At 71.9% G+C, this 20,013-nt stretch carries 20 protein-coding genes and 2 pseudogenes; 13 read left to right on the forward strand and 9 right to left on the reverse strand.

Annotated elements, in window-relative coordinates; all coding sequences use genetic code 11:
* Positions 1 to 43 precede the first annotated feature (43 nt).
* Positions 44 to 220: pseudogene (locus tag OG542_RS03085) on the reverse strand (SDR family NAD(P)-dependent oxidoreductase); the annotation flags it as partial.
* Between the two features lie 154 nt (positions 221 to 374).
* On the opposite strand from OG542_RS03085, the gene OG542_RS03090 reads away from it, so the two are divergent.
* The 4 genes from OG542_RS03090 to OG542_RS03110 all read left to right on the forward strand — a co-directional run bounded on the left by OG542_RS03090 (position 375) and on the right by OG542_RS03110 (position 4,973).
* Positions 375 to 1,163 carry an ABC transporter ATP-binding protein gene (locus tag OG542_RS03090; RefSeq protein WP_328407946.1) on the forward strand — a complete coding sequence of 263 codons (789 nt, stop codon included), beginning with the start codon at positions 375 to 377 and terminating at the stop codon, positions 1,161 to 1,163.
* Between the two features lie 3 nt (positions 1,164 to 1,166).
* Positions 1,167 to 2,474 (forward strand): ABC transporter permease, encoded by a 1,308-nt coding sequence (locus OG542_RS03095; RefSeq protein ID WP_328407948.1) that lies wholly within the window; start codon positions 1,167 to 1,169, stop codon positions 2,472 to 2,474.
* Positions 2,475 to 2,754: 280 nt separating this feature from the next.
* Positions 2,755 to 3,612: an AAA family ATPase gene (locus OG542_RS03105; RefSeq protein ID WP_328417735.1), complete on the forward strand. Its 858-nt coding sequence runs from the start codon at positions 2,755 to 2,757 to the stop codon at positions 3,610 to 3,612.
* Positions 3,609 to 4,973: a vWA domain-containing protein gene (locus tag OG542_RS03110; protein WP_328407950.1), complete on the forward strand. Its 1,365-nt coding sequence runs from the start codon at positions 3,609 to 3,611 to the stop codon at positions 4,971 to 4,973. Before OG542_RS03105 ends, OG542_RS03110 begins: the two co-directional genes overlap by 4 nt.
* Positions 4,974 to 4,985: 12 nt before the next feature.
* Here the strand turns inward: OG542_RS03110 and OG542_RS03115 are convergent, their stop codons facing one another.
* The 4 genes from OG542_RS03115 to OG542_RS03130 all read right to left on the reverse strand — a co-directional run bounded on the left by OG542_RS03115 (position 4,986) and on the right by OG542_RS03130 (position 7,933).
* The gene (locus OG542_RS03115) at positions 4,986 to 5,690 is read right to left on the reverse strand and encodes an SDR family oxidoreductase (RefSeq protein WP_328407952.1); all 705 of its coding nucleotides are present in this window, start codon (positions 5,688 to 5,690) and stop codon (positions 4,986 to 4,988) included.
* Between the two features lie 91 nt (positions 5,691 to 5,781).
* Positions 5,782 to 6,138, reverse strand: coding sequence for a cupin domain-containing protein (locus tag OG542_RS03120; RefSeq protein ID WP_328407954.1), 357 nt, complete (start codon positions 6,136 to 6,138; stop codon positions 5,782 to 5,784).
* A gap of 140 nt (positions 6,139 to 6,278) precedes the next feature.
* The gene (locus OG542_RS03125) at positions 6,279 to 7,256 is read right to left on the reverse strand and encodes a pyridoxal-phosphate dependent enzyme (protein WP_328407957.1); all 978 of its coding nucleotides are present in this window, start codon (positions 7,254 to 7,256) and stop codon (positions 6,279 to 6,281) included.
* Positions 7,253 to 7,933 (reverse strand): helix-turn-helix transcriptional regulator, encoded by a 681-nt coding sequence (locus tag OG542_RS03130; protein WP_328407959.1) that lies wholly within the window; start codon positions 7,931 to 7,933, stop codon positions 7,253 to 7,255. The genes OG542_RS03125 and OG542_RS03130 overlap by 4 nt, the downstream gene beginning before the upstream one ends.
* Before the next feature lie 181 nt (positions 7,934 to 8,114).
* Here OG542_RS03130 and OG542_RS03135 point away from each other — a divergent pair, with 181 nt between their 5' ends.
* The 5 genes from OG542_RS03135 to OG542_RS03155 all read left to right on the forward strand — a co-directional run bounded on the left by OG542_RS03135 (position 8,115) and on the right by OG542_RS03155 (position 13,116).
* Entirely contained in the window at positions 8,115 to 9,035 is a 921-nt protein-coding gene (locus tag OG542_RS03135) for a metal ABC transporter solute-binding protein, Zn/Mn family (protein ID WP_328407961.1), read from the forward strand.
* Entirely contained in the window at positions 9,032 to 9,883 is an 852-nt protein-coding gene (locus tag OG542_RS03140) for a metal ABC transporter ATP-binding protein (protein ID WP_328407963.1), read from the forward strand. Before OG542_RS03135 ends, OG542_RS03140 begins: the two co-directional genes overlap by 4 nt.
* Positions 9,880 to 10,773 (forward strand): metal ABC transporter permease, encoded by an 894-nt coding sequence (locus tag OG542_RS03145; protein ID WP_328407965.1) that lies wholly within the window; start codon positions 9,880 to 9,882, stop codon positions 10,771 to 10,773. The genes OG542_RS03140 and OG542_RS03145 overlap by 4 nt, the downstream gene beginning before the upstream one ends.
* Before the next feature lie 119 nt (positions 10,774 to 10,892).
* Positions 10,893 to 12,275 (forward strand): FAD-binding oxidoreductase, encoded by a 1,383-nt coding sequence (locus tag OG542_RS03150; RefSeq protein WP_328407967.1) that lies wholly within the window; start codon positions 10,893 to 10,895, stop codon positions 12,273 to 12,275.
* A 31-nt stretch (positions 12,276 to 12,306) separates the two neighbouring features.
* Positions 12,307 to 13,116: an alpha/beta fold hydrolase gene (locus tag OG542_RS03155; RefSeq protein WP_193481336.1), complete on the forward strand. Its 810-nt coding sequence runs from the start codon at positions 12,307 to 12,309 to the stop codon at positions 13,114 to 13,116.
* 7 nt (positions 13,117 to 13,123) lie between these two features.
* Here OG542_RS03155 and OG542_RS03160 read toward each other — a convergent pair whose 3' ends face one another.
* Positions 13,124 to 13,963 carry a (2Fe-2S)-binding protein gene (locus tag OG542_RS03160; RefSeq protein ID WP_328407970.1) on the reverse strand — a complete coding sequence of 280 codons (840 nt, stop codon included), beginning with the start codon at positions 13,961 to 13,963 and terminating at the stop codon, positions 13,124 to 13,126.
* A gap of 165 nt (positions 13,964 to 14,128) precedes the next feature.
* On the opposite strand from OG542_RS03160, the gene OG542_RS03165 reads away from it, so the two are divergent.
* Together OG542_RS03165 and OG542_RS03170 are read left to right on the forward strand one after the other, a co-directional pair.
* Positions 14,129 to 15,301, forward strand: coding sequence for an ATP-grasp domain-containing protein (locus OG542_RS03165; protein ID WP_328407972.1), 1,173 nt, complete (start codon positions 14,129 to 14,131; stop codon positions 15,299 to 15,301).
* A gap of 41 nt (positions 15,302 to 15,342) precedes the next feature.
* Positions 15,343 to 15,804 (forward strand): annotated as a pseudogene (locus tag OG542_RS03170) (type III PLP-dependent enzyme); the annotation flags it as partial.
* Between the two features lie 62 nt (positions 15,805 to 15,866).
* On the opposite strand, the gene OG542_RS03175 reads toward OG542_RS03170, so the two are convergent.
* Together OG542_RS03175 and OG542_RS03180 are read right to left on the reverse strand one after the other, a co-directional pair.
* Positions 15,867 to 16,499 (reverse strand): sigma-70 family RNA polymerase sigma factor, encoded by a 633-nt coding sequence (locus OG542_RS03175; protein ID WP_328407974.1) that lies wholly within the window; start codon positions 16,497 to 16,499, stop codon positions 15,867 to 15,869.
* Positions 16,500 to 16,646: 147 nt separating this feature from the next.
* Positions 16,647 to 17,321, reverse strand: a complete 675-nt coding sequence (locus OG542_RS03180) for a hypothetical protein (protein WP_328407976.1) — start codon at positions 17,319 to 17,321, stop codon at positions 16,647 to 16,649.
* A gap of 154 nt (positions 17,322 to 17,475) precedes the next feature.
* Between OG542_RS03180 and OG542_RS03185 the strand changes: the two genes are divergently transcribed.
* Positions 17,476 to 18,618, forward strand: coding sequence for a winged helix DNA-binding domain-containing protein (locus tag OG542_RS03185; RefSeq protein WP_328407978.1), 1,143 nt, complete (start codon positions 17,476 to 17,478; stop codon positions 18,616 to 18,618).
* Positions 18,619 to 18,630: 12 nt separating this feature from the next.
* On the opposite strand, the gene OG542_RS03190 is transcribed toward OG542_RS03185, so the two are convergent.
* The gene (locus OG542_RS03190; protein WP_328407980.1) at positions 18,631 to 19,107 is read right to left on the reverse strand and encodes a DUF4396 domain-containing protein; all 477 of its coding nucleotides are present in this window, start codon (positions 19,105 to 19,107) and stop codon (positions 18,631 to 18,633) included.
* 108 nt (positions 19,108 to 19,215) lie between these two features.
* On the opposite strand from OG542_RS03190, the gene OG542_RS03195 reads away from it, so the two are divergent.
* Positions 19,216 to 20,013 (forward strand): SDR family NAD(P)-dependent oxidoreductase, encoded by a 798-nt coding sequence (locus OG542_RS03195; RefSeq protein ID WP_328407982.1) that lies wholly within the window; start codon positions 19,216 to 19,218, stop codon positions 20,011 to 20,013.

The raw sequence follows: 20,013 nt of genomic DNA on the forward strand, positions 1-20,013 counted from the left end.
CTCAGGGCAGGATCGAGTCGACGTAGCCGCCGTCGACGCGACGATCGGCGCCGGGGGCCTCGCCCCGCATCCGGTCCACGGCCTCCCGTACCCGCCCGGGCGAGCGGCCGTTGACACCCACCCTGGCGCCCGCCCGGGCCAGGCCCGAGGCGATCGCGGCGCCGATGCCCCGCGTGGAGCCGGTCACCAGCGCGGTGCGGCCCTGCAGATCGATCCGCATGCCGTGTCAACCCTTCGGTGCTGGTGTGATCGGGTACCCCCGGGGTGTCGCTGAGTACACCCCCGATACGGGCTCTGCGGCCAGTGTGGTCACGTCACCTTCTCCGTAGCGTCGAGGACGAGACACAGGGCGTGTCGGACGAAGGGGGACGACGATGGTACGCACGAGCGGCCCACGACAGGACCAGGACCCGGGACCCGCGGCCGAGGCGCTGCGGCTGGTCAAGGTCACCAAGACGTACGGGAGCGCCGACAGCGCCGTGACCGCCCTGGACGGTGTGACGCTCGGCCTGGCGCGTGGCACGTTCACGGCGGTGATGGGGCCGTCCGGTTCCGGCAAGTCGACGCTGCTGCAGTGCGCGGCGGGTCTTGACCGGCCCGACAGCGGGATCGTGCAGGTCGACGGCACGGAGCTGACGGGCGGCGGCGAGGCCGAGCTGACGAAGTTCCGGCGCGGCCGGATCGGGTTCGTGTTCCAGCAGTACAACCTGCTGGAGACGCTGACCGTCGCTCAGAACACGGTGCTGCCGCTGAAGCTGGCCGGTCGGCGGGTGGACCGGCAGCGGGTCCGCGAGATGCTTTCGGCGGTGGGGTTGGGTGACCGGCTCGGGCACCGGCCCGATCAGTTGTCGGGCGGTCAGCGCCAGCGGGTCGCGATCGCCCGGGCGCTCGTCACCGAACCGCGGGTGATCTTCGCGGACGAGCCGACGGGCGCGCTGGACACGCGCAGCGCGCGGGACGTGCTGCACCTGCTCCGGCAGGCGGTGCGGGCGCACGGCCGGACGGTGGTGATGGTGACGCACGACCCGGTCGCCGCCTCGTACGCCGACACCGTGCTGTTCCTGGCGGACGGCCGGCTCGCGGGCCGCATGGACGCGCCGACGGCCGACGCGGTCGCGGAGCGCCTGGCGCACCTGGGCGACGACGTGAAGGCGGGGGTGTGAACCGTGTTCGTCCTCGCGATGCGGTCCATACGGCAGCGGCCCGGGCGGTTCCTCGCGACCCTGCTGTCCGCGTTCCTCGGTGCGGTGATCGTCATGACGTTCAACTCGATGCACGACACGGCCGGGCAGCCGGGCGTGGACCCGGTGAGCAAGGAGACCCTGTCCACCGCGGCGGGCGTGGTCGGCGGCTACGGCACCCTGCTGGTGTTCTTCGCGGTCGCCTCGACGCTGACGGTGAACGTGCGTCAGCGGGCCGCCGAGATGGAGCTGTTGCGCTGCTCGGGGGCGACTCCGGCGCAGATCAAGCGGATGGTCGTGGGTGAGGCGCTGGCCGTGGCCCTGGTGGGCGCGGCGCTGGCGATCGGCCCGGCGCTGCTCGGCGGCCGGGCGCTGCTGGAGGTGTTCCAGGACAGCGGTCAGGTCGCACGGTCCGTCGACCACTCCTTCGGTCCGGTGGCGCTTTCGTCCGGTATCGGCATCACGCTGTTCGCCGCCGTGGGGGCCGCGTTCCTCGCCGTGCGGCGCGCGACGGGCGGGAGCCGGCAGCGGGGCCGGGCGCGGACGGTCCTCGCCTACACCGCTCTGGTGGCCGGTGCCGCGTCGGCCACCTCGACGTTCGTGTTCTCGGCGACGGACGCCGCGCTGATGGCACCGCCGGCGTACGGGGCGATCCTGCTGTCCGTCGGGTGCGCGCTGCGGGCGCCGCGGCTGCTGGCGGCCGTGCTGGACCGGCTGCCGCTCGGCGGCGCGAGCGGCTGGCTGGCGGTGCGCAATCTGCGCGAGCGGGCCGGGCGGCTCGCCGGGATCCTGATGTCGCTGATCCTTTTCACGGCGGTCGCCACGGCGACGCTGACCATGCAGGCGGTGGAGAGCGACGCCGTCGAGGCTTCGGGGGCGGTCAAGTCGGTCGACGCGAAGAACCTCGAGACGCTCAACTTCACGGTCGTCGGGATCATCGTGGTCTTCGTGTGCGTCATGCTGGTCAACTCGCTTTACGCTGCGACCAGTTACCGGATCAGGGAGTTCGGGCAGCAGCGCCTCGCGGGGGCGACTCCGGGGCAGGTGCTCGGGCTGGTGGGGGTCGAAGGGCTGATCCTGATGGTCACGGGGGTGTTCTTCGGCGCGCTGGCGGCGCTGGCGGGGGTCGTCCCCTTCACCGTGACGCGCACCGACGAGGTGGTGCCGGGCGAGTTCTTCGGCATCGGCGCGGCGGTCGTCGCGGTCGCGGCGGTGGTGACGCTGGGCACGAGCCTGGCCACGGCCCGGCGGACGCTGCGCACTCCGGCTGTCGGGGCGGTCGCGGTGGCGTGATGAACAGGACGGTTGCTAGGGGCGGTCGCGTCGGCGGCCGCCCCTTCACCGCATGCCGGACGCGTCCAGCAGCGCGGTCACGGTCGCCGTGGTCAGGCCGTCCAGGGTCTCGATCCCGGCCCCGGCCCGGGCACCGGCCCCGTCAAAGACCAGCCTCACCCCGGGAAGCGGGGAAACCGATCGGTCTACCACCTTCCGGTGCACGGAACCCCCGTGACATCCTGACTGAACAAGCGCTTAGATAGTGCCCCTGACCACCGCCGCCGCCCTGGAGGCCCCGTTGTTCACATCCGTCGACGACGTCTCCGCACGTCTGGCCGAGACCGGGTATCTCCCCTCGCCCGCCGTCGCCACGACCGTCTTCCTAGCCGACCGCCTGGGCAAGCCACTGCTGGTCGAGGGCCCGGCCGGAGTCGGCAAGACGGAGCTGGCCAAGGCCGTCGCCGAGGTCGCGGGCGCGCGGCTGGTGCGCCTCCAGTGCTACGAGGGGGTCGACGAGTCCCGGGCCCTGTACGAGTGGAACCACGCCAAGCAGCTCCTGCGCATCAGCGCGGGCCGCGACGAGTCGTGGGACGAGACGCGCACGGACATCTTCAGCGAGGAGTTCCTGCTCACCCGGCCGCTGCTGACCGCCATCCGGGGTGACGACCCGAAGGTGCTGCTGATCGACGAGACCGACAAGGCGGACGTCGAGGTGGAGGGCCTGCTCCTGGAAGTGCTCAGCGACTTCCAGGTGACCGTGCCCGAGCTGGGCACCATCACGGCGACGCGCCGCCCCTTCGTCGTCCTCACCTCCAACGCGAGCCGGGAGCTGTCCGAGGCACTGCGCCGCCGCTGCCTCTTCCTCCACATCGGCTTCCCGGACGAGGCGCTGGAGCGCCGGATCGTACGGCTGAAGGTGCCGGGGCTCGACGAGGCGCTGGCCCGCTCGGTCGTCCGGGTCGTGGGCGCGCTGCGGGCGATGGACCTGCGCAAGGTGCCGTCGGTCGCCGAGACCATCGACTGGGCGCGCACGCTGCTCGCGCTGGGCGCCGACACCCTGGACGAGACGGTCGTGCGGGCCAGCCTCGGCGTGCTCCTCAAGCATCAGGAGGACGTCCTTAAGGCGAGCGCCAAGCTCGACCTGGACGCCCTGTGACCACCCCGACGGGCGCGGGCGTCGCGGAGCGGCTGACGTCCCTGGTCGGGGCACTGCGCGCGCACGGCATCCGGATCGGCACCGGCGAGACAGTCGACGCGGGGCAGGCGATCGAGGCGCTCGGCCTCACGGACCGGGAGCTGCTGCGCGAGGGGCTGGCGGCGACGCTGCTGCACGGCACCGGGCAACGGCAGGTGTTCGACCCGGTCTTCGACCTGTACTTCCCGCGCGGCGTCGGCGGCCCGGAGCAGAAGGCCGTCGGCCGGGAGGATCTGCGCGACCGGCTGGCAGCCGCCCTCGCCGCCGACGACCAGGCGCTGCTGGGCCGGCTGGCGGTCGAGGCGGTCGACGGTTTCGGTGGCTACGGTTCCTCGCCGGAGTCGGACGGCTGGTCGTCGTACCAGGCGCTCGAACGGCTGCGCCCGCAGACCCTGCTCGCCCGGGTCCGCGACGACGTGCGGGGGCAGGGCGGCAGTTCGGGGTTCGCCGACCGGCTGCTGGAGGACGAGATCCGGCGACGGATCGAGAGCTTCCGCGCATTGGTGGCCACCGAGGCGCGGCGCCGGGTCGCCGAGCGGCGCGACCGGGACGAGATCGCCCGGCGGGCGGTGGCTCCGACGGCCGACCGGGTCGACTTCCTGTTCGCCGGGAAGGCCCGGCTCGCCGAGCTGCGCAGGGCGGTTCAGCCGCTCGCCCGCAAGCTCGCGACCCGGCTCGCGGCCCGGCGCCGCCGCGCCTCCCGGGGCACGATCGACCTGCGGCGGACCCTGCGCGGTTCGCTGTCGACGGGCGGGGTGCCGATGAAGCCGGTGTTGCGCAGGCGCCGCCCCGCCCGGCCCGAACTGGTGCTGCTGTGCGATGTGTCGGGGTCGGTGTCCGGCTTCTCGGACTTCACGATGCTGCTGGTCCAGGCGCTGCACGACCAGTTCAGCAAGGTGCGGGTGTTCGCCTTCGTCAACCGGATCGACGAGGTGACCGCGCTCCTTCGGCACGGCACCGCGGACCCGGAAGGGCTCAGTGCCCGCATCGGGGCGGAAGCAACCCTCACCGGCTGGCACGACAGCAGCGACTACGGCATGGCGCTGGGCGAGTTCGCCGAGATCTACGGCGACGCGGTCGGTCCGCGCACGACCGTGTTCGTCCTCGGTGACGCCCGTACGAACATGAGCGACCCGAACCTGCCTGCCGTGCGGCAGCTCGCCGAACGGGCGCGCCGCGTCTACTGGTTGAACCCCGAGCAGCGCTCCCGCTGGGGCACGGGCGACTCCGCCGCGCCGGTCTATGCCGAGCTGGTCGAGATGCACGAGTGCCGCAATGTCCGACAGCTCAGCGCGCTGGTGGCGCGGCTGCTGCCGGTGTGACCAAGGGCGTGATCAGGCGACGGCGAGCTGCGGGTAGAGAGCGGCAGGGTCGGCCGCCAGCCCGGCCTTGACCTGCCGGGAGATGTCATCGGCCAGGACCTCGTAGGCGCCCGACGCGATCCCGTCGAGGGCCTGGGCCGCGACACTCTCGGCCGTGGACTTCGGAGCGTCGACGGCGGCGGTCAGATCGGTGTCGACGTACCCGACGTGCAGCCCGGTGACCTCGATGCCCCGCGGCTTCAGGTCGAGTCGCAGCGAGTTGGTCTGCGACCAGAAGGCTGCCTTGGAGGCGCTGTAGGAGCCGGCGAGGCCGATCCACGACAGCACGGAGTGGACGTTGAGGATGTGGCCGCCGCCGTTGCGTTCGATGACGGGGACGAAGGCCCTGGTCACCAGGAGCGGCCCGTAGAAGTTGGTCTCGAACTCCCGGCGGACGTCCTCGACGGGCGAGTCGAGGAAGTTCGCGTTCACCGACGCGCCCGCGTTGTTGAGCAGCAGGGTGACGTCCTGCGCCTGCTCGGCCGCCGCCGTGACGGACGCGGGGTCGGTGACCTCCAGCGCGAGCGGCACGGCGTCGGGGTGCGTGACGGTGCGCGGGTCGCGGGCGGTGGCGTACACCTTCTTCGCACCCCGCTCGTACAGGGCCTCGACCAGGGCCCGGCCGATGCCGCGGCTGCCGCCGGTGACCAGCGCGACGGAACCTTCGATGGCGGTCATAGGGGTCTCCCTCATGTTCTCCACATAGGAAACCGATCGGTTTCCCTTGAAGGGAGCATAAACCGATCGGTTTCCGTAGAGCAAGGCGATACTACTTCTTCGCGAACTCCCTCGCCGTCTGCCCCTGGAAGTCGTAGACCACGGCCTGCTCGTCGCCCACGACCCAGGCGTCGTGTCCGGGCGAGACGACGTAGACGTCGCCGGGGCCGACCTCGACCTCGCCGCCGTCGTCCATGCGGATGCGCATGCGGCCTTGGAGGACGTAGCCGTTGTGGTGCATCTGACAGGTGCCGGTGCCCGCGAGCGGGGCCACGGACTCGGTCCAGCGCCAGCCGGGCTCGAAGGTCGCCACGGCGAAGTCGAGGTCCGTCATATGGACGGCTTCGAGGTGACCGCGCGGGAAATCACGCCGCTCGTCCGGCTTGTCGAGCGTCTTCACTTCCAACATGACGCGCTCCCTTCCGGCCGCGACGCACCGCGGCCGGGGCCGGTCTCCCCGGCGGCCCTGGACACCGCGCGTCGACGGCCGGCCTCCTACCCTCCATCGTCCGCCCGCCCCTCCGGGACCGCCAACCAGGGAACGCCCGCTCAGGCGTGCTGTCCGCAGAGCTCGGCGAAGCGTCCGGCGTCGATGTTGCCGCCGGAGAGGATGACACCGACGCGGCGCGGGAGACGGCCCGCGCGGCCGGTCAGCAGTGCGGCGAGCGGGGTGGCGCCGCTCGGCTCGAGGACGATCTTCAGGCGTTCGAAGGCGAACCGCATCGCGTCCCTGATCTCGTCGTCGGTGACCAGCGCGATCGCGTCGACGAGCCGCCGGTTGACGGAGAAGGTGAGTTCGCCCGGTGTGTGCAGGGCTTGTCCGTCGGCGATGGTGTGCGGCACCGGGATGCTGATGCGCCGCCCCGCCTCCAGCGAGCGCTTGGTGTCGTCCCCGGCCTCCGGTTCGACGCCGATCATCCGGATGCCCGGGTGCAGCCCCTTGGCCACCGTGGCACTCCCGGCCATCAGCCCGCCGCCACCGACCGGTGTCACTATCGCCCCCAACTCCCCCGCCTCTTCGAGGAGTTCGAACGCGGCCGTGCCCTGCCCGGCCATCACGTGCGGGTGCTCGTACGGCGGGATGACGGTGAGACCCCGCTCGGCGGCCAGCGCCTCGGCGATGGCCACGCGGTCGCCGGTGTAGCGGTCATAGGTGACGATCTCGGCGCCGTAGCCGGCGGTGGCCGCCCGTTTCGACGGCGGGGCGTCCTCCGGCATGACGATCACGGCGGTGGTGCCGAGTTCGCGGGCGGCCAGGGCGACGGCCTGGGCGTGGTTGCCGGAGGAGTAGGCGGCGATTCCCCGGGACAGTTGCTCGGGGGTGAGGCGGGAGGCGGCGTTGTAGGCGCCGCGGAACTTGAAGGCGCCGACGCGCTGGAAGTTCTCGCACTTGAGGTGGACCTCGGCACCGGCGAGCGTGTCGAGGGTGCGGGAGCGCAGCACCGGGGTGCGGTGGGCGACGCCCTTGAGCCGGGCGGCGGCGTCCCGGACGTCGTCGAGGGCGACCGGTGGGGTGGTGGTCGTCACGCGGGTCCTCCGGTGGAAGTGTCGTGGGCGGCCCGGGCCTGGGAGAGGTAGTTGTAGGCGGAGGCGCGGGAGATGCCGAGCCGGGCGGCGACCTGCTCGACCGCGCCGCGCACGGCGAAGACACCGCGCGTGTCCAGCCCGCCGAACAGCTCCAGGCGCTCCGCGCGGTCCAGTTCCGCCCAGCTCCCCCGCTGCTTCGACTGGTGGACGTCGACGAGGGCGTCGACCACGGAGTCGATGTCGTTGCCGAAGGTGGTGGTCGGCAGCTCCGCCGGCTCAGGACGGATTCCGGCGAGTGCGCCGAGCAGGCCGTGGACCTGGCTGACGGCACTGACGTCCAGGTTGACGCAGAGCGCGCCGAACACGACCCCCGTGGGATCCCTCAGCACCATCGTGGAGGACTTCACCAGCGCTCCGTTCCGGGTGCGGGTCACGTAGTTCAGTTCGTCGGCCGCCTCGTCACCGCCGGCGAGGACGCGCATGCCGATCTCGCTCATCGCGCCGCCCACCGTCCGCCCGGTCACCGATCCGGCGACGGCGACGACCGACTTCTCCGGGTTCCGGTAGTCGTGCAGCACGACTTCACAGAGCGGACCGAAGGTCGCGGCGATCCCTTCGGCGACCGGTGTCAGCGCGGCGAGGATCGCATCCCGTTCCGCGGTCAGAGTCTCTCGCATGGATTTAGACTACTCGTCCAATGATTGGATTTCTAGTCCAGAGCACTCCAGACCTCCGGTTCAATAATTGGCAATGGTTTTCACATGGCTTCGGCCAGGACCCGCTCTTGACATTCATTCCCATCTAGCGTGGCGGCTGCCAAGTACCCCCTGTGCACGTCCGTCATGGAGGAGCCAAGCCATGCCCCTGCCCACGTCCCGCCGCCTGGCGCTGCTGACCAGCGCGTCACTGGCCCTTCTCGCGGGCTGCGGCAGCTCGTCGGACTCCACCGCCGCCAAGAGCACACCGGCCCGCGTCGCGGTGGTCGCCTCCACGGACGTCTACGGCGACATCGTGCGGCGCGTCGGCGGCGACAGAGCCGATGTCACCTCGGTCATCAGCGACCCCGACCAGGACCCGCACTCCTACGAGGCCGACCCCCAGAACCAGCTCGCCCTCTCCAAGGCCGAGGTCGTCGTCGAGAACGGCGGCGGCTACGACGACTTCGTCGACCGCATGCTGAAGGGCGGCCACAACGACTCCGCCCAGGTGATCAACGCGGTGAACGTCTCCGGCAAGACCGCACCGAAGGGCGGCGAGCTGAACGAGCACGTCTGGTACGACTTCCCCACCGTCGCCAAGGTCGTCGACCGGATAGCCGCGGCCCTCACCAAGGCCGACCCGTCCGACGCGAGCGCCTTCGGAAAGAACGCAGCCGCTTTCAAGGCGAAGCTCGCGCCCCTGGAGGCGAAGGAAGCCCGGATCAAGAAGGAGCACGGCGGAGCGGGCGTGGCGATCACCGAGCCCGTGCCGCTGTACATGACCGAGGCGAGCGGCCTGATCAACCGGACGCCCGCCGAGTTCAGCGAGGCGATCGAGGAGGGGGACGACGTCTCCCCGCGGACCCTCCAGGAGAACCTGGCGCTGTTCAGCGGCAGGAAGGTCCGGGCCCTCGTCTACAACGAGCAGACCTCCGGCCCGCAGACCGAGAAGACCGAGGCGGCGGCCAAGGCGGCCGGCATCCCCGTCGTGCCCGTGACCGAGACCCTGCCGAAGGGCAAGGACTACCTCGGCTGGATGACCGCCAACGTCGACGCGCTCGCGAACGCGCTGGCCAAGTGACCCCGATATCCCGACAGGACGGCGCCGCCCCTGTCATCAGTCTGCGCGGCGCGGCCCTTTCGTACGGCGCCCGCGAGGTGTGGAGCGGCCTCGATCTCGACGTACGGCCCGGGGAGTTCCTGGCCGTGCTGGGGCCGAACGGCGCGGGCAAGACCAGTTTCGTACGGGCGTTGCTGGGCCGCCGGCCGCTGTCCGCCGGGACGCTGACCGTCCTCGGCCGTCCCGCGCGCGACGCCGCCCGGGACGTCGGCTACGTCCCACAGCAGGCCGCGCTGTCCGCCCAGGCCTTGCTGCGTGCCCGGGACCTCGTGCGGTTCGGCATCGACGGGCACCTCTTCGGGCCACGGCTGCGCACCGGCGGGGTCCGCCGCCGGGTGGACGAGATCCTCGAGTCGGTCGGCGCCTCGGCCTACGCCGATGCCCCGCTCGGGATGCTGTCCGGCGGCGAACGGCAACGCGTCCGCATCGGGCAGGCCCTGGCCACCGACCCGCGCATCCTGCTGTGCGACGAGCCGCTGCTGTCCCTCGACCTGAACCACCAGCGGGCCGTCACCGAACTGATCGACGCCCGGCGCCGCGCCCACGGCACGGCGGTGGTCTTCGTGACGCACGAGATCAACCCGGTGCTGGGGCTGGTCGACCGGGTGCTGTACCTGGCCCCCGGCGGCCACCGCGTCGGCACCCCGGACGAGGTGCTGACGTCCGAGTCGCTGTCCCGGCTCTACGGCACGCAGGTCGATGTCGTACGGGTGCGCGGCCGGGTGGTGGTCGCGGGAGCGCCCGACGAGTCGGCCGCCCCGGCGCACCATCCCGAGCAGACGCACGAGACGGACGGAGTGCGCGCATGACACTCGCCGACGGGATCTGGCACCAGATCTTCGACTTCACCGACTACGGCGAACTCCTCGCCCTGGTCCGCAACTCCCTCGTCGCGGGCGTGGCGCTGGGGCTCGTGGGCGGGCTGGCCGGGGTGTTCGTGCTGATGCGGGACCTGCCGTTCGCGGTGCACGGCATCAGCGAACTGTCCTTCGCGGGCGCCTCGGCGGCGCTGCTGCTGGGCGCGAACATCGTGGCGGGCTCGATCGCCGGCTCGCTCCTCGCGGCCGGGGCCATCGGGGTGCTGGGGTCCCGGGCCCGGGACCGCAATTCGGTGATCGGCATCATCATGCCGTTCGGGCTGGGCCTGGGCGTGCTCTTCCTGGCCCTCTACAAGGGCCGGGCGGCCAACAAGTTCGGGCTGCTCACCGGGCAGATCGTGGCCGTGGACACGCCGCAGATGTCATGGCTGCTCGGCACGTCCGTGCTGGTGCTCATCGCCCTGGCGGTCATGTGGCGTCCGCTCACCTTCGCCAGCACCGACCCGGACGTGGCCGAGGCGCGCGGGGTGCCGGTGCGGGCGCTGTCCCTCGCGTTCATGCTGGTGCTCGGGCTCACGGTCGCCCTGTCGGTGCAGGTCGTCGGCGCGCTGCTGGTGCTCACCCTGGTCGTCACCCCGGCCGCTGCCGCCGCCCGCGTCACCGCGTCGCCGGTGCTGCTGCCCGTGCTGAGCGTGCTGTTCGCCGTGGCCTCGATCGAGGGCGGCATCCTGCTCGCCCTGGGCAGCAGCATCCCCATCAGCCCCTACGTCACGACGATCTCGTTCGGCATCTACGCGGTGTGCCGGGTGGCCGGCGGGTACCGGACCCGGCATTTCGTCAACGGCATCAAGAAACTGCCGGTGGAGGTCACCCTGGTCTGACTTCCGCGGTCCAGTAAACGCTTGCCGCAGGGGGGCGGGGGCCCTCCGGACATGCATCGCCGCGCGGTCGGCGGGAGGCTGGTGATAGCAGCACGGTCACGCGTCCCGAGGAGATCGTCATGAACAGCGCCACCCTGGAAGACATGCGGACCACCCTGCGAGGACCGGTCATCGGCCCGCCGGACGCCGAGTACGACGACGCCCGCAAGATCTACAACGCGATGATCGACAAGCGCCCCGCCGCCATCGTGCGGTGCGCGGAAGCCGCGGATGTCATGGCCGCGGTCACCTACGTCCGCGATCACGGTCTGGAACTCGCCGTGCGGGGCGGCGGGCACAGCGGCCCGGGCCTGTGCCTGGTGGACGACGGCGTCACCATCGACCTCTCGCCGATGCGCGGGGTGCGCGTCGACCCGGCGGCGAAGACCGCGCAGGCCGACGGCGGCGCTCAGCTCGGCGACCTGGACCATGCCACGCACGCCTTCGGCCTGGCCACCCCGACCGGCATCATCTCCATGACGGGGGTGGGGGGCCTGACCCTCGGTGGCGGGCACGGCTATCTCACCCGCAGGTACGGCCTGACCGCGGACAATCTGATAGCCGCCGACGTCGTGCTGGCGGACGGCAGTTACGTCACCGCGAACGCGGACGAACACCCGGACCTGTTCTGGGCCCTGCGGGGAGGCGGCGGCAACTTCGGCATCGCGACCTCCCTGACCTACCGGCTGCACCCGGTGGACACGGTCGGGGCCGGGGTGACCGTCTGGCCGGTCGAGCACCTCCGCGAGGTGCTGGGGTGGTATCGGGAATTCCTCCCGCAGGCGCCCGAGGACGTGTACGGCTTCTTCAACGTCTTCGTCGTCCCGCCCGGCCCGCCCTTCCCCGAGGAACTCCACCGGCGGAAGGTGTGCGGCATCGTGTGGTGCCACACCGGCGACCTGGACCGGCTCGACGAGACGCTCTCCGTGGTGCACGAGGCCGGGCCGCCGGCCTTCCACTTCACGACTCCGATGCCGTACGTCGGGCTGCAGAGCATGTTCGACGATCTGATCCCGGCCGGCTACCAGTGGTACTGGCGCGGCGACTTCTTCGACCACATCCCGGACGCCGCCCTGGACGTGCATCTCAAGTACGGCGAGAACAACCCCACCCAGCTCTCCCTGATGCACCTCTACCCGGTCGACGGGGCGGCCCACCGGGTGGGCCCGGACGACACGGCGTGGAGCTACCGGGACGCGGTCTGGTCCGGCGTCTTCGCCGGTGTCGATCCCGATCCGGTCAACGCCGGGGCCATCAGGCAGTGGTGCGTCGACTACCAGGAGGAGCTGCACCCGTACTCCATGGGCGGCTCGTACGTGAACTTCATGGGTACGGGCGAGGGCCAGGAGCGGGTCCGGGCGACGTACCGCGACCACTACGACAGGCTCGCCCGGGTCAAGCGGACCTACGACCCGGACAACCTGTTCCACGCCAACCAGAACATCGCGCCCGCGCGAGGGTGACGACCACGGTTCCCTGCTCCGGGAGGCGGCCATGGGACAGATGATCGACACCGGCGGCGTGGAGCTCTGGGTCGAGCGACGGGGCCGGGGACCCGAGGTCCTGCTCATCTCAGGGCTCGGGGATCCCGCCGAGGCGTGGCAGGCGCAGCTCGACGGGCTCGCGGACCGCTACCGGCTCACCGCCTTCGACAACCGCGGCGCCGGGCGTACGCCACTGCCCGAGGGGCCGCTCACCATGCCCCGGATGGCCGACGACGCCGCCGCGCTGCTGCGCACGCTCCAGATACCGGCCGCCCACGTGACCGGTTTCTCGGGAGGCAGCTTCATCGCCCAGGAGCTGGCGCTGAGGCATCCCGGCCTCGTCCGCAGCCTGGTCCTGATGAGCACGACGGCTCGCCCGGATTCCTACTTCCGCGCCATGACGCGCTTCTGGGAATGGATGGTGGAGCGGGCCCCGAGCGAGCGCGCCATGCTCGAGGCGTTCTACCTGTGGATCTACACACCGCGCGCCCACGCCGACGGTCTGGTCGACCGCCTCATCGACGAGACGCTGGCCTTCGAACACCCGCAGTCCGCCGAAGCCTTCCAGCGCCAGCTCGCGGCATTCAGCCGCCATGACACGTCCGACCGCCTCGGCGGCATCACCGCGCCGACTCTCGTCCTCGCCGGCGAACTCGACCTCGCGACGCCGCCCCGCCTGGGCCGTGAGGTCGCGGAGGGCATCCCGGACGCCGAGTTCGAGGTGCTGCCCGGAGAGGCTCATCAGCCGTTCCAGGAGGTGCCGGAGGTGTTCAACGCGCGGGTCGAGGCGTTCTGGCGCACGGTGGAGGCGGAAGACTGACGGCTCGTCACTCCTCGAGCCGGCGCAGCCGTTCCGTGTCGCAGGTGCGGGGGCAGGTGCCGCAGGCCTCGTCGGGCCGGATGGCGTAGTAGAGGCAGCAGCCGGCGCGGGTGCGTGTCGTGTGACGGCGGCCGTCGGTGCCGGTCAGCAGGCGGAAGTCCGCTCCCGAGGGGTACGGGCTGACGGGTTCGGGGAGCAGGGCGGTCGCCGCGCGTACGGCGTCTTCCTCTTGGCCGAGGGTGCGGCCCAGGTACCAGATGCCGGAGACGAGGTCGTCGCCCACCATGCCCCACAGGGCGCGCGGTCCGCGGCGCACGGCGGGGCCGAGGGCGGTGAGCAGCGGGCGCATGTGGTCGGCGACCGCGGCGCGCAGCTCGGCCCGCAGGGCCTCCTCGCCCGCGACGGTCACCGCGCCGGGCAGCGCGGCGACGGGGTCACCGGGCAGGCAGGCGACGCGGGGCTCGGGCGTGATCGTGTACGCCCCGGCCGCGAGGTCCAGGCGCACCGACTGGGGCCGGATGCGCGGCACCCGGCGCTCCAGGTACCAGACGCCGCTCATCAGGAGGGCGATCGACCAGGCGTAGTCGTGCAGGGCGCGTGACGCGGTGACGTGGGGGCGGGGGGTGTGGGCGAAGCGGGTGTGGATGCGCGTCGCCTCGGCGTCCAGGAAGGCGTCGAGAGCGGACTGGTCCGACATCAGTTCGGCGCCGGTGAAAGCCTGTTGATCGTAGGCCGTCCGGGTGTCCGCGACCTCGACGGTCAGGGCCTCGCAGCTGCCGGTCAATCGCCGGTAGGCGGTACCGAGGACGGAGGCGAGGGTCGGCGGTGACTCCAGGACAGTGCGCATCGATCACTCCTACGGGCAGTTGCAACCCGCGATTGGATAGGTAAGGCTAACCTAAGGTATCGTCGGACGCGCTCGTGAACGCCCTGCCGATCAAGGGCCGTCCACGTCACGGGGGTCTCGCGCGGGCTGTCCGCCGCCGCCCCCACTCACCAATGGAAGACCGCCATGCGCCTGTACCTGCTCGCCCTCAATCCGACCGACTCCGTCACCGAGGGTTTCCTGCCCGCCGCCGCCCGGCTGGGCCTGGACGTCACCGTCCTCACCGACCAGCCCGACGCCCACCTCAGAACCTGCCCGGACGTCGAGGTCCTGGAGTGTGACGTGCGGGACTTCCGGGCCGTCGTGTCGCGGATCTCGACCCAGGACCCGCCTGATGCCGTCTTCACCAACAGCGACCACCTCCAGACCCAGGCCGCCCTGGCGGCCGCTTACTTCGGCCTGCCCGGCAAGGACTGGCGGGCCACCCTGCGCTGCAAGGACAAGGCGGAGATGCGCCGCCGGCTGGCCGCCACCGGAGGGGACACCGTCTGGTCGGCCGAACTCACCACACCGGCCCCGCCGGCCGCGCCCTACCCGTGTGTCGTCAAGCCCCGTGAGGGCGTGGCCAGCGAGGACGTCGTACTCGTCGACGGCCCCGAGGACCTGGCGATCCGCACCAAGGAGATCCTGGAGCGCCGGCCGGGCGCCACCCTGGTGGTCGAGGAGTACCTCCCCGGCGAGCTGTGCACGCTGGAGACCCTGGGCGACGGCAGGGTCCGCCACGTCCTGGGCGGTTTCCGCACCGAACTGTCGCCGCCACCGCACTTCGTCGAGCAGCGCCTCACGTTCGTCCCCGCCCACCCCGAGCCGGTCGTCGCGCAGGTCCTCACCCAATTGGACGCGCTCGGCGTCGGATTCGGCGCCTGTCACACCGAGTTCGTGGTGCACGAGGGGCGGGCACGGATCATCGAGGTCAACTACCGGGCCATCGGCGACCAGTGCGACCTGCTGCTCGAACGGCTCCTCGGCATCCCGCTGTTCGAGCACATCCTCTGCACCCACCTGGGCGAACCGCTCCCGGCCGATCCGGTTGCCCGCCGCGACCGGGCCGCCCTCCTGGAGTACCCGTGCGCCGACAGGGCCGGCACCCTGACCGACGCCCCGGCCGCCACCGAGGTCAGCGTCGACGGAGTGTGTCTGACGTACCGTCCGCTGCGGGAGGTGGGCGAACGCCACGAGCTGTACCGCACCAACCGCGATTACCTCGGCGTCCTGCGGGCCACCGGCACCGACCAGGACACCGTGGACCGCGTGGCCGCCGGCTTCCTGGCCACCCTCCGCTGGGAGATCCAGGCGTGACCGTACTCCACCCACGCGGGACATCTGCGCGGCCGAGCTGCGGCGAGGGGCTGGCCCGGCTCACCGAGGCGCGTCCGGGGCTGACGCTGCGGATCGAGCCGGGGCGGGCGCTCACCGCGTACTGCGGCTGGTACGCCACGGAGGTGCTGGACGTGAAGCACAGCCACGGCGAGGAGTTCGCCGTCGTCCGGGGCGGCACGCACCATCTGCGCACCCCGGCGACGAAGGGACACGACCAGCCCTGCTCGGTCCTGCCGGTGGACACCTGGCCGCACCCCTGGCCCCGGCCGGCGGCGAAGAGCGGGCCCGTCACGCTCGCGGGGCAGTTGTGCACGCCGAAGGACGTGCTGTCCCGCCGGGTACCCGTACCGGAACTCAGGGCCGGGGACCGGGTGGTGTTCTCCCTGGCGGGTGCCTACGCCTGGAACATCTCGCATCACGACTTCCTGATGCACCCCAGGCCCGGGTTCCACTTCCTGGACGACGACACCCAGGCTTCCTGAGCCGCTCGCGGGCGGGCGGTGCCCGCCGGACGGAGCCGGCGGGCACGGAGGGCCGGCATACGTCAGGCCGCGGCCAAGGCGGGTGACGGCGGCGGCGCCGGTGTCGCCGGTTCCTCCGCCTCGGCCAGCAGGGCCATGAGCGTGGCCCGGGCACGGGCCACCCGGGAGCGGACCGTGCCGACCGGGCAGTCGCTCAGCGCGGCGGCCTCCGCGTACGGCACACCGAGCAGCTGCGTGAGGACGAACGCCTCGCGCCGCTCCTGAGGCAGTCCGTCCATCAGCTCGAGCAGTGCCACGCCGTCGTCGAAGCCGGGCAGGCCGCGCGGCTGGGCGAGTTCGGCCGCCAGCTCCCAGTCCGCCAGATCGGCCGGGCGGGGGCGCACGGCGGAGTACCGGAAGCTGTCCGCCACCGCACGCCGGGCGATGGCCAGCATCCAGACGCGCGCCGAGGAACGGCCCTCGAACCGGTGCAGACTGCCGAGCGCCCGCAGGAACGTGTCCTGCGCCAGATCGTCCACGGCCTGCGGATCGGCGCACAGGTGGGCGACGTAGCGGATGACGTCACGGTGCAGGGCGCGCACGAGGTGGTCGACGGCGGCGGAGTCGCCGCCGCGGGCGGCCAGCGCCCAGGCGGTTATCGACTCGTCGGCCGACGGGCTTCTCTCGGATGAAAGGGGCAGGGCAGGAGTGATCACCTGGTGTCCTTCTCGGGATTCCGGGAGCACGCGCACGCGCGTGCGGCCCGGTGAGCGGGGATACGGCCGCATCCGTACGGCGCGAGGTACGGACGTACGACCGAGACCGGGGCGCGCGGAGTGCTGCCCCGGGACTGCCGGCTGCCGTCAGGCGGCAGCGGCTCCCACGGGCGGTCCTCGAGAGGTGATCGCGTGGACGAGAAGGAGAAGGCGCGGCGCGCGGTCCGAGGACCGGCGCCGAACGCGCACGGGCGGGGGTGGCGGCGCGGGGAGGGCGAACAGGAGCCGCAGCGGCGCGGCCAGCCGGCTGCCCACGGCGCGCAGCAGACGGAAGACGGCCCGTTCGCCGTGGCCCAGCCACAGACCGCACAGCAGCGCGGCCAGCAGGTGGGCGGCGAGCATGCCGAGGGACGAGTCACCGCCCGAAGCGTGTCCCGTATGCCCCATGTGGTGAGCCATGGAGCCCATTTCGAGCCCCGTGGCACCTATGCCGTGGCTCATGGATCCCATGCCATGCCCCATGGAGGACATGTCCATGGAGTCCGCGCCACCCACTGCCCCGGCGGCCGGTGCCGGCACGAGCGAGAACGCCGAGTGCAGTCCCGTCTGGACGGCCACGGCGACGGCGACGACCAGCCGGAGTCCGCGCTCGCGGCCCGCCAGGCACCAGCCCGCCACACCCGTCACGGCCCAGCCGGCCACCAACGTCGCGGGGGGCACGTGGTCGCCGGACATCATGACGTGCCCCAGGGCGGCGAGCACGACACAGACGGCCGCGAACACCGCGGCCCGTGTCGTGCGAGCGCACCACCCAGCTGTCATGGCGCCTCATCTTCGCATCCGGCCCCGCCCCGTCACCCATGGGTACGGAAATCGCCCGGCCCTGACACTCAATCCGTGACATGTGATCCAGGCCACTGCCCAGGAATCGATGCTCTGTCGATGCCTCCGGGCAGGCGACGGCAGAATCCCTGGCGTGGACATCACCGCGCAGGAGCTCAACCGGGCCACCCTCGGCCGACAGTTGCTGCTGGGCCGGGAGGTGATGGAGGCTGGGGAGGCCGTGCGGCGTGTGGTGGCGCTCCAGGCGCAGCATGCCGCTTCGCCGTACGTGGCGCTGTGGAACCGGCTGGCCGGCTTCTCTCCGGCCGAGCTGGACGACGCCTTCGCGCGGCGTGCGGTGGTCAAGGCGACTCTGATGCGGATCACGCTGCACGCGGTCCACGCGGACGACTACCAGGTGTTCCGTGAGGCGATGCAGCAGACGCTGTACGCCTCAAGGCTCGGCTTCCGCTTCGCCGCCGCGGGGCTCACACCGGCCGACGGCGAGGCACTCGTCCCGGAACTGCTGGACTTCGCCGACCGGCCGCGGACGGCCGCGGAGCTTCAGGCATGGCTGGAGGAGCGGGTCGGCGCGGACAAGAAGGCCGGCGCGTGGTGGGGGCTCAAGGGGTACGCGCCGCTGCTCCACCTCCCGACCGGCGGGCCGTGGTCGTTCGGCACCCGGGCGTCGTTCGTCGCGGCGCGTACCGGTCCCGTGCCGACGGGCCGGGAGCCGGCGGCGGAGGCGCTCGGACAGCTCGTCCTGCGCTATCTGCGGGGCTTCGGGCCGGCATCGGTCGCGGACGTGGCGCAGTTCGCGATGCTGCCGCGGCAGCCCGTACGGCAGGCGCTGCTCGCCCTGTCCGACGCGGTGGAGCAGTTGCGCGGACCGGACGGGACGGTCCTGTTCGACGTACCGGACGCCCCGCGCCCACCGGCGGACACTCCGGCGCCGCCGCGGCTCATGGCCATGTGGGACAGCGTCCTGCTGGCCCACGCCGACCGCAGCCGCGTGATCCCGCCGGACTATCGCCGTCTGGTGATCCGCGTCAACGGTGACGTGCTGCCCACCCTGCTGGTCGACGGCCGGGTCGCCGGCGTGTGGCGCGCGGTCGACGGCGGCATCGAGGCCACGGCGTTCCACGACCTGCCACGCACCGCGTGGGAGGGCCTCGCCGCGGAGGCAGCGTCGTTGACACGGCTGCTGACCGGCCGCGACACCGAGGTCTACCGCCGCTATCACCACTGGTGGCCGAAACTCCCCGACGGGCACGTCCGACTGCTCACCGGCTGGTGACTCTCCTCGGAGTCAGTGGTGGGCGTGCACGACGGCATGCCCCTTGCCCCGGCCGATCATCCACTTGTTGACCGGGGTCGTGATCACGAAGGCGACCGCGAAACCGCCCAGCAGCGCGGACCAGAACAGTCCGTCCGTGAGGTGGGCCTCCAACGCGCCCGGGGTGAGCGCGATGATCGCGTTGTCCACGAGTTCCATCACGGCGATCGAGATTGTGTCCGCGGCCAGCGCGACCTTGATCGCGGCCTTGAGACCGAGGCCGGCCCGCAGGACCGCGAACAGGGTGAACGAGTAGCCGAAGAGGAAGGCGAGCCCGATCGCCAGAACCATGGTGGGCACGTTGCCCCACGCGAGCGCGGTGCCGATGACCATGCCGAGGATCTCGCCGATCGCACAGCCCGTCAGACAGTGCAGCGTCGCCTTCACGGCGGTCCCCCAGGACGCCGTCCCGCGCGGGTGCCGTTCGGGGTGGTGAGGGGTGTGGTCCATGACGTTCCAGTATGCGTCAGCCGCGTCTTCCGGCGGGCATGGACGGGCCGGGCTGCCACCCTGTCCCACCGACTCCCCCTGTGATCCATCCACTTAGAGTGTCGGGTCATGACGACACAGGCCACCCGGTCAACGCAGACGTATCTCTCCGAGTTGTTCTCCCTGGACGGCCGCGTCGCGGTGGTCACCGGCGGCAGTTCCGGCATCGGCCGCGCCATCACCGGCGCCCTCGCCCGCGCCGGCGCGAGCGTGGTGGTCGTGGCCCGCGGCGAGGCCGGACTGACCGCGACGGTCGACGAGCTGACGGCTCAGGGCTGCCGCGCCGCGTGGGTCAGCGCGGACCTGAGCACGCGCGAGGGTGTGCGGACGGCCGCCGAGCGCGCGGTCGAGGCGTTCGGGGAGCCCGACATTCTGGTCAACAGCGCCGGGATCAATCTGCGCCCGCCGATGGACGAACTCACCGAGGACGTCTGGGACCTCACGATGGCCGTCAACCTCGAGGCGCCCTTCCTGCTGGGGCAGCGCTTCGGCCCGGGCATGGCGGAGCGCGGATACGGGCGGATCGTGCACATCAGCTCGCAGCAGGCGCATCGGGCTTTCGTGCAGAGCGGCGCGTACGGCGCCTCGAAGGGCGGTCTCGAGTCGCTGGCGCGGTCTCAGGCCGAGGCGTGGTCGCCGCGGGGCGTCACCTGCAACGTCCTGGTGCCGGGTTTCGTCATGACAGCGCTCAACGAGCGTCTGTCGTCGGATCCGGAGAAGGTGGCCGCCCTCGCCGCCCGCACGCTGATCGGGCGGAACGGCCTGGCCGAGGACTTCGCGGGCGCGGCCGTCTTCCTGGCGAGCCCGGCGTCCGCCTACGTCACCGGACAGTCGGTCTACGTCGACGGCGGTATGTCCGTCCACTGA

Origin of the sequence: Streptomyces violaceus (genome assembly GCF_036014075.1) — a bacterium.
Lineage (GTDB): Bacteria > Actinomycetota > Actinomycetes > Streptomycetales > Streptomycetaceae > Streptomyces > Streptomyces violaceus.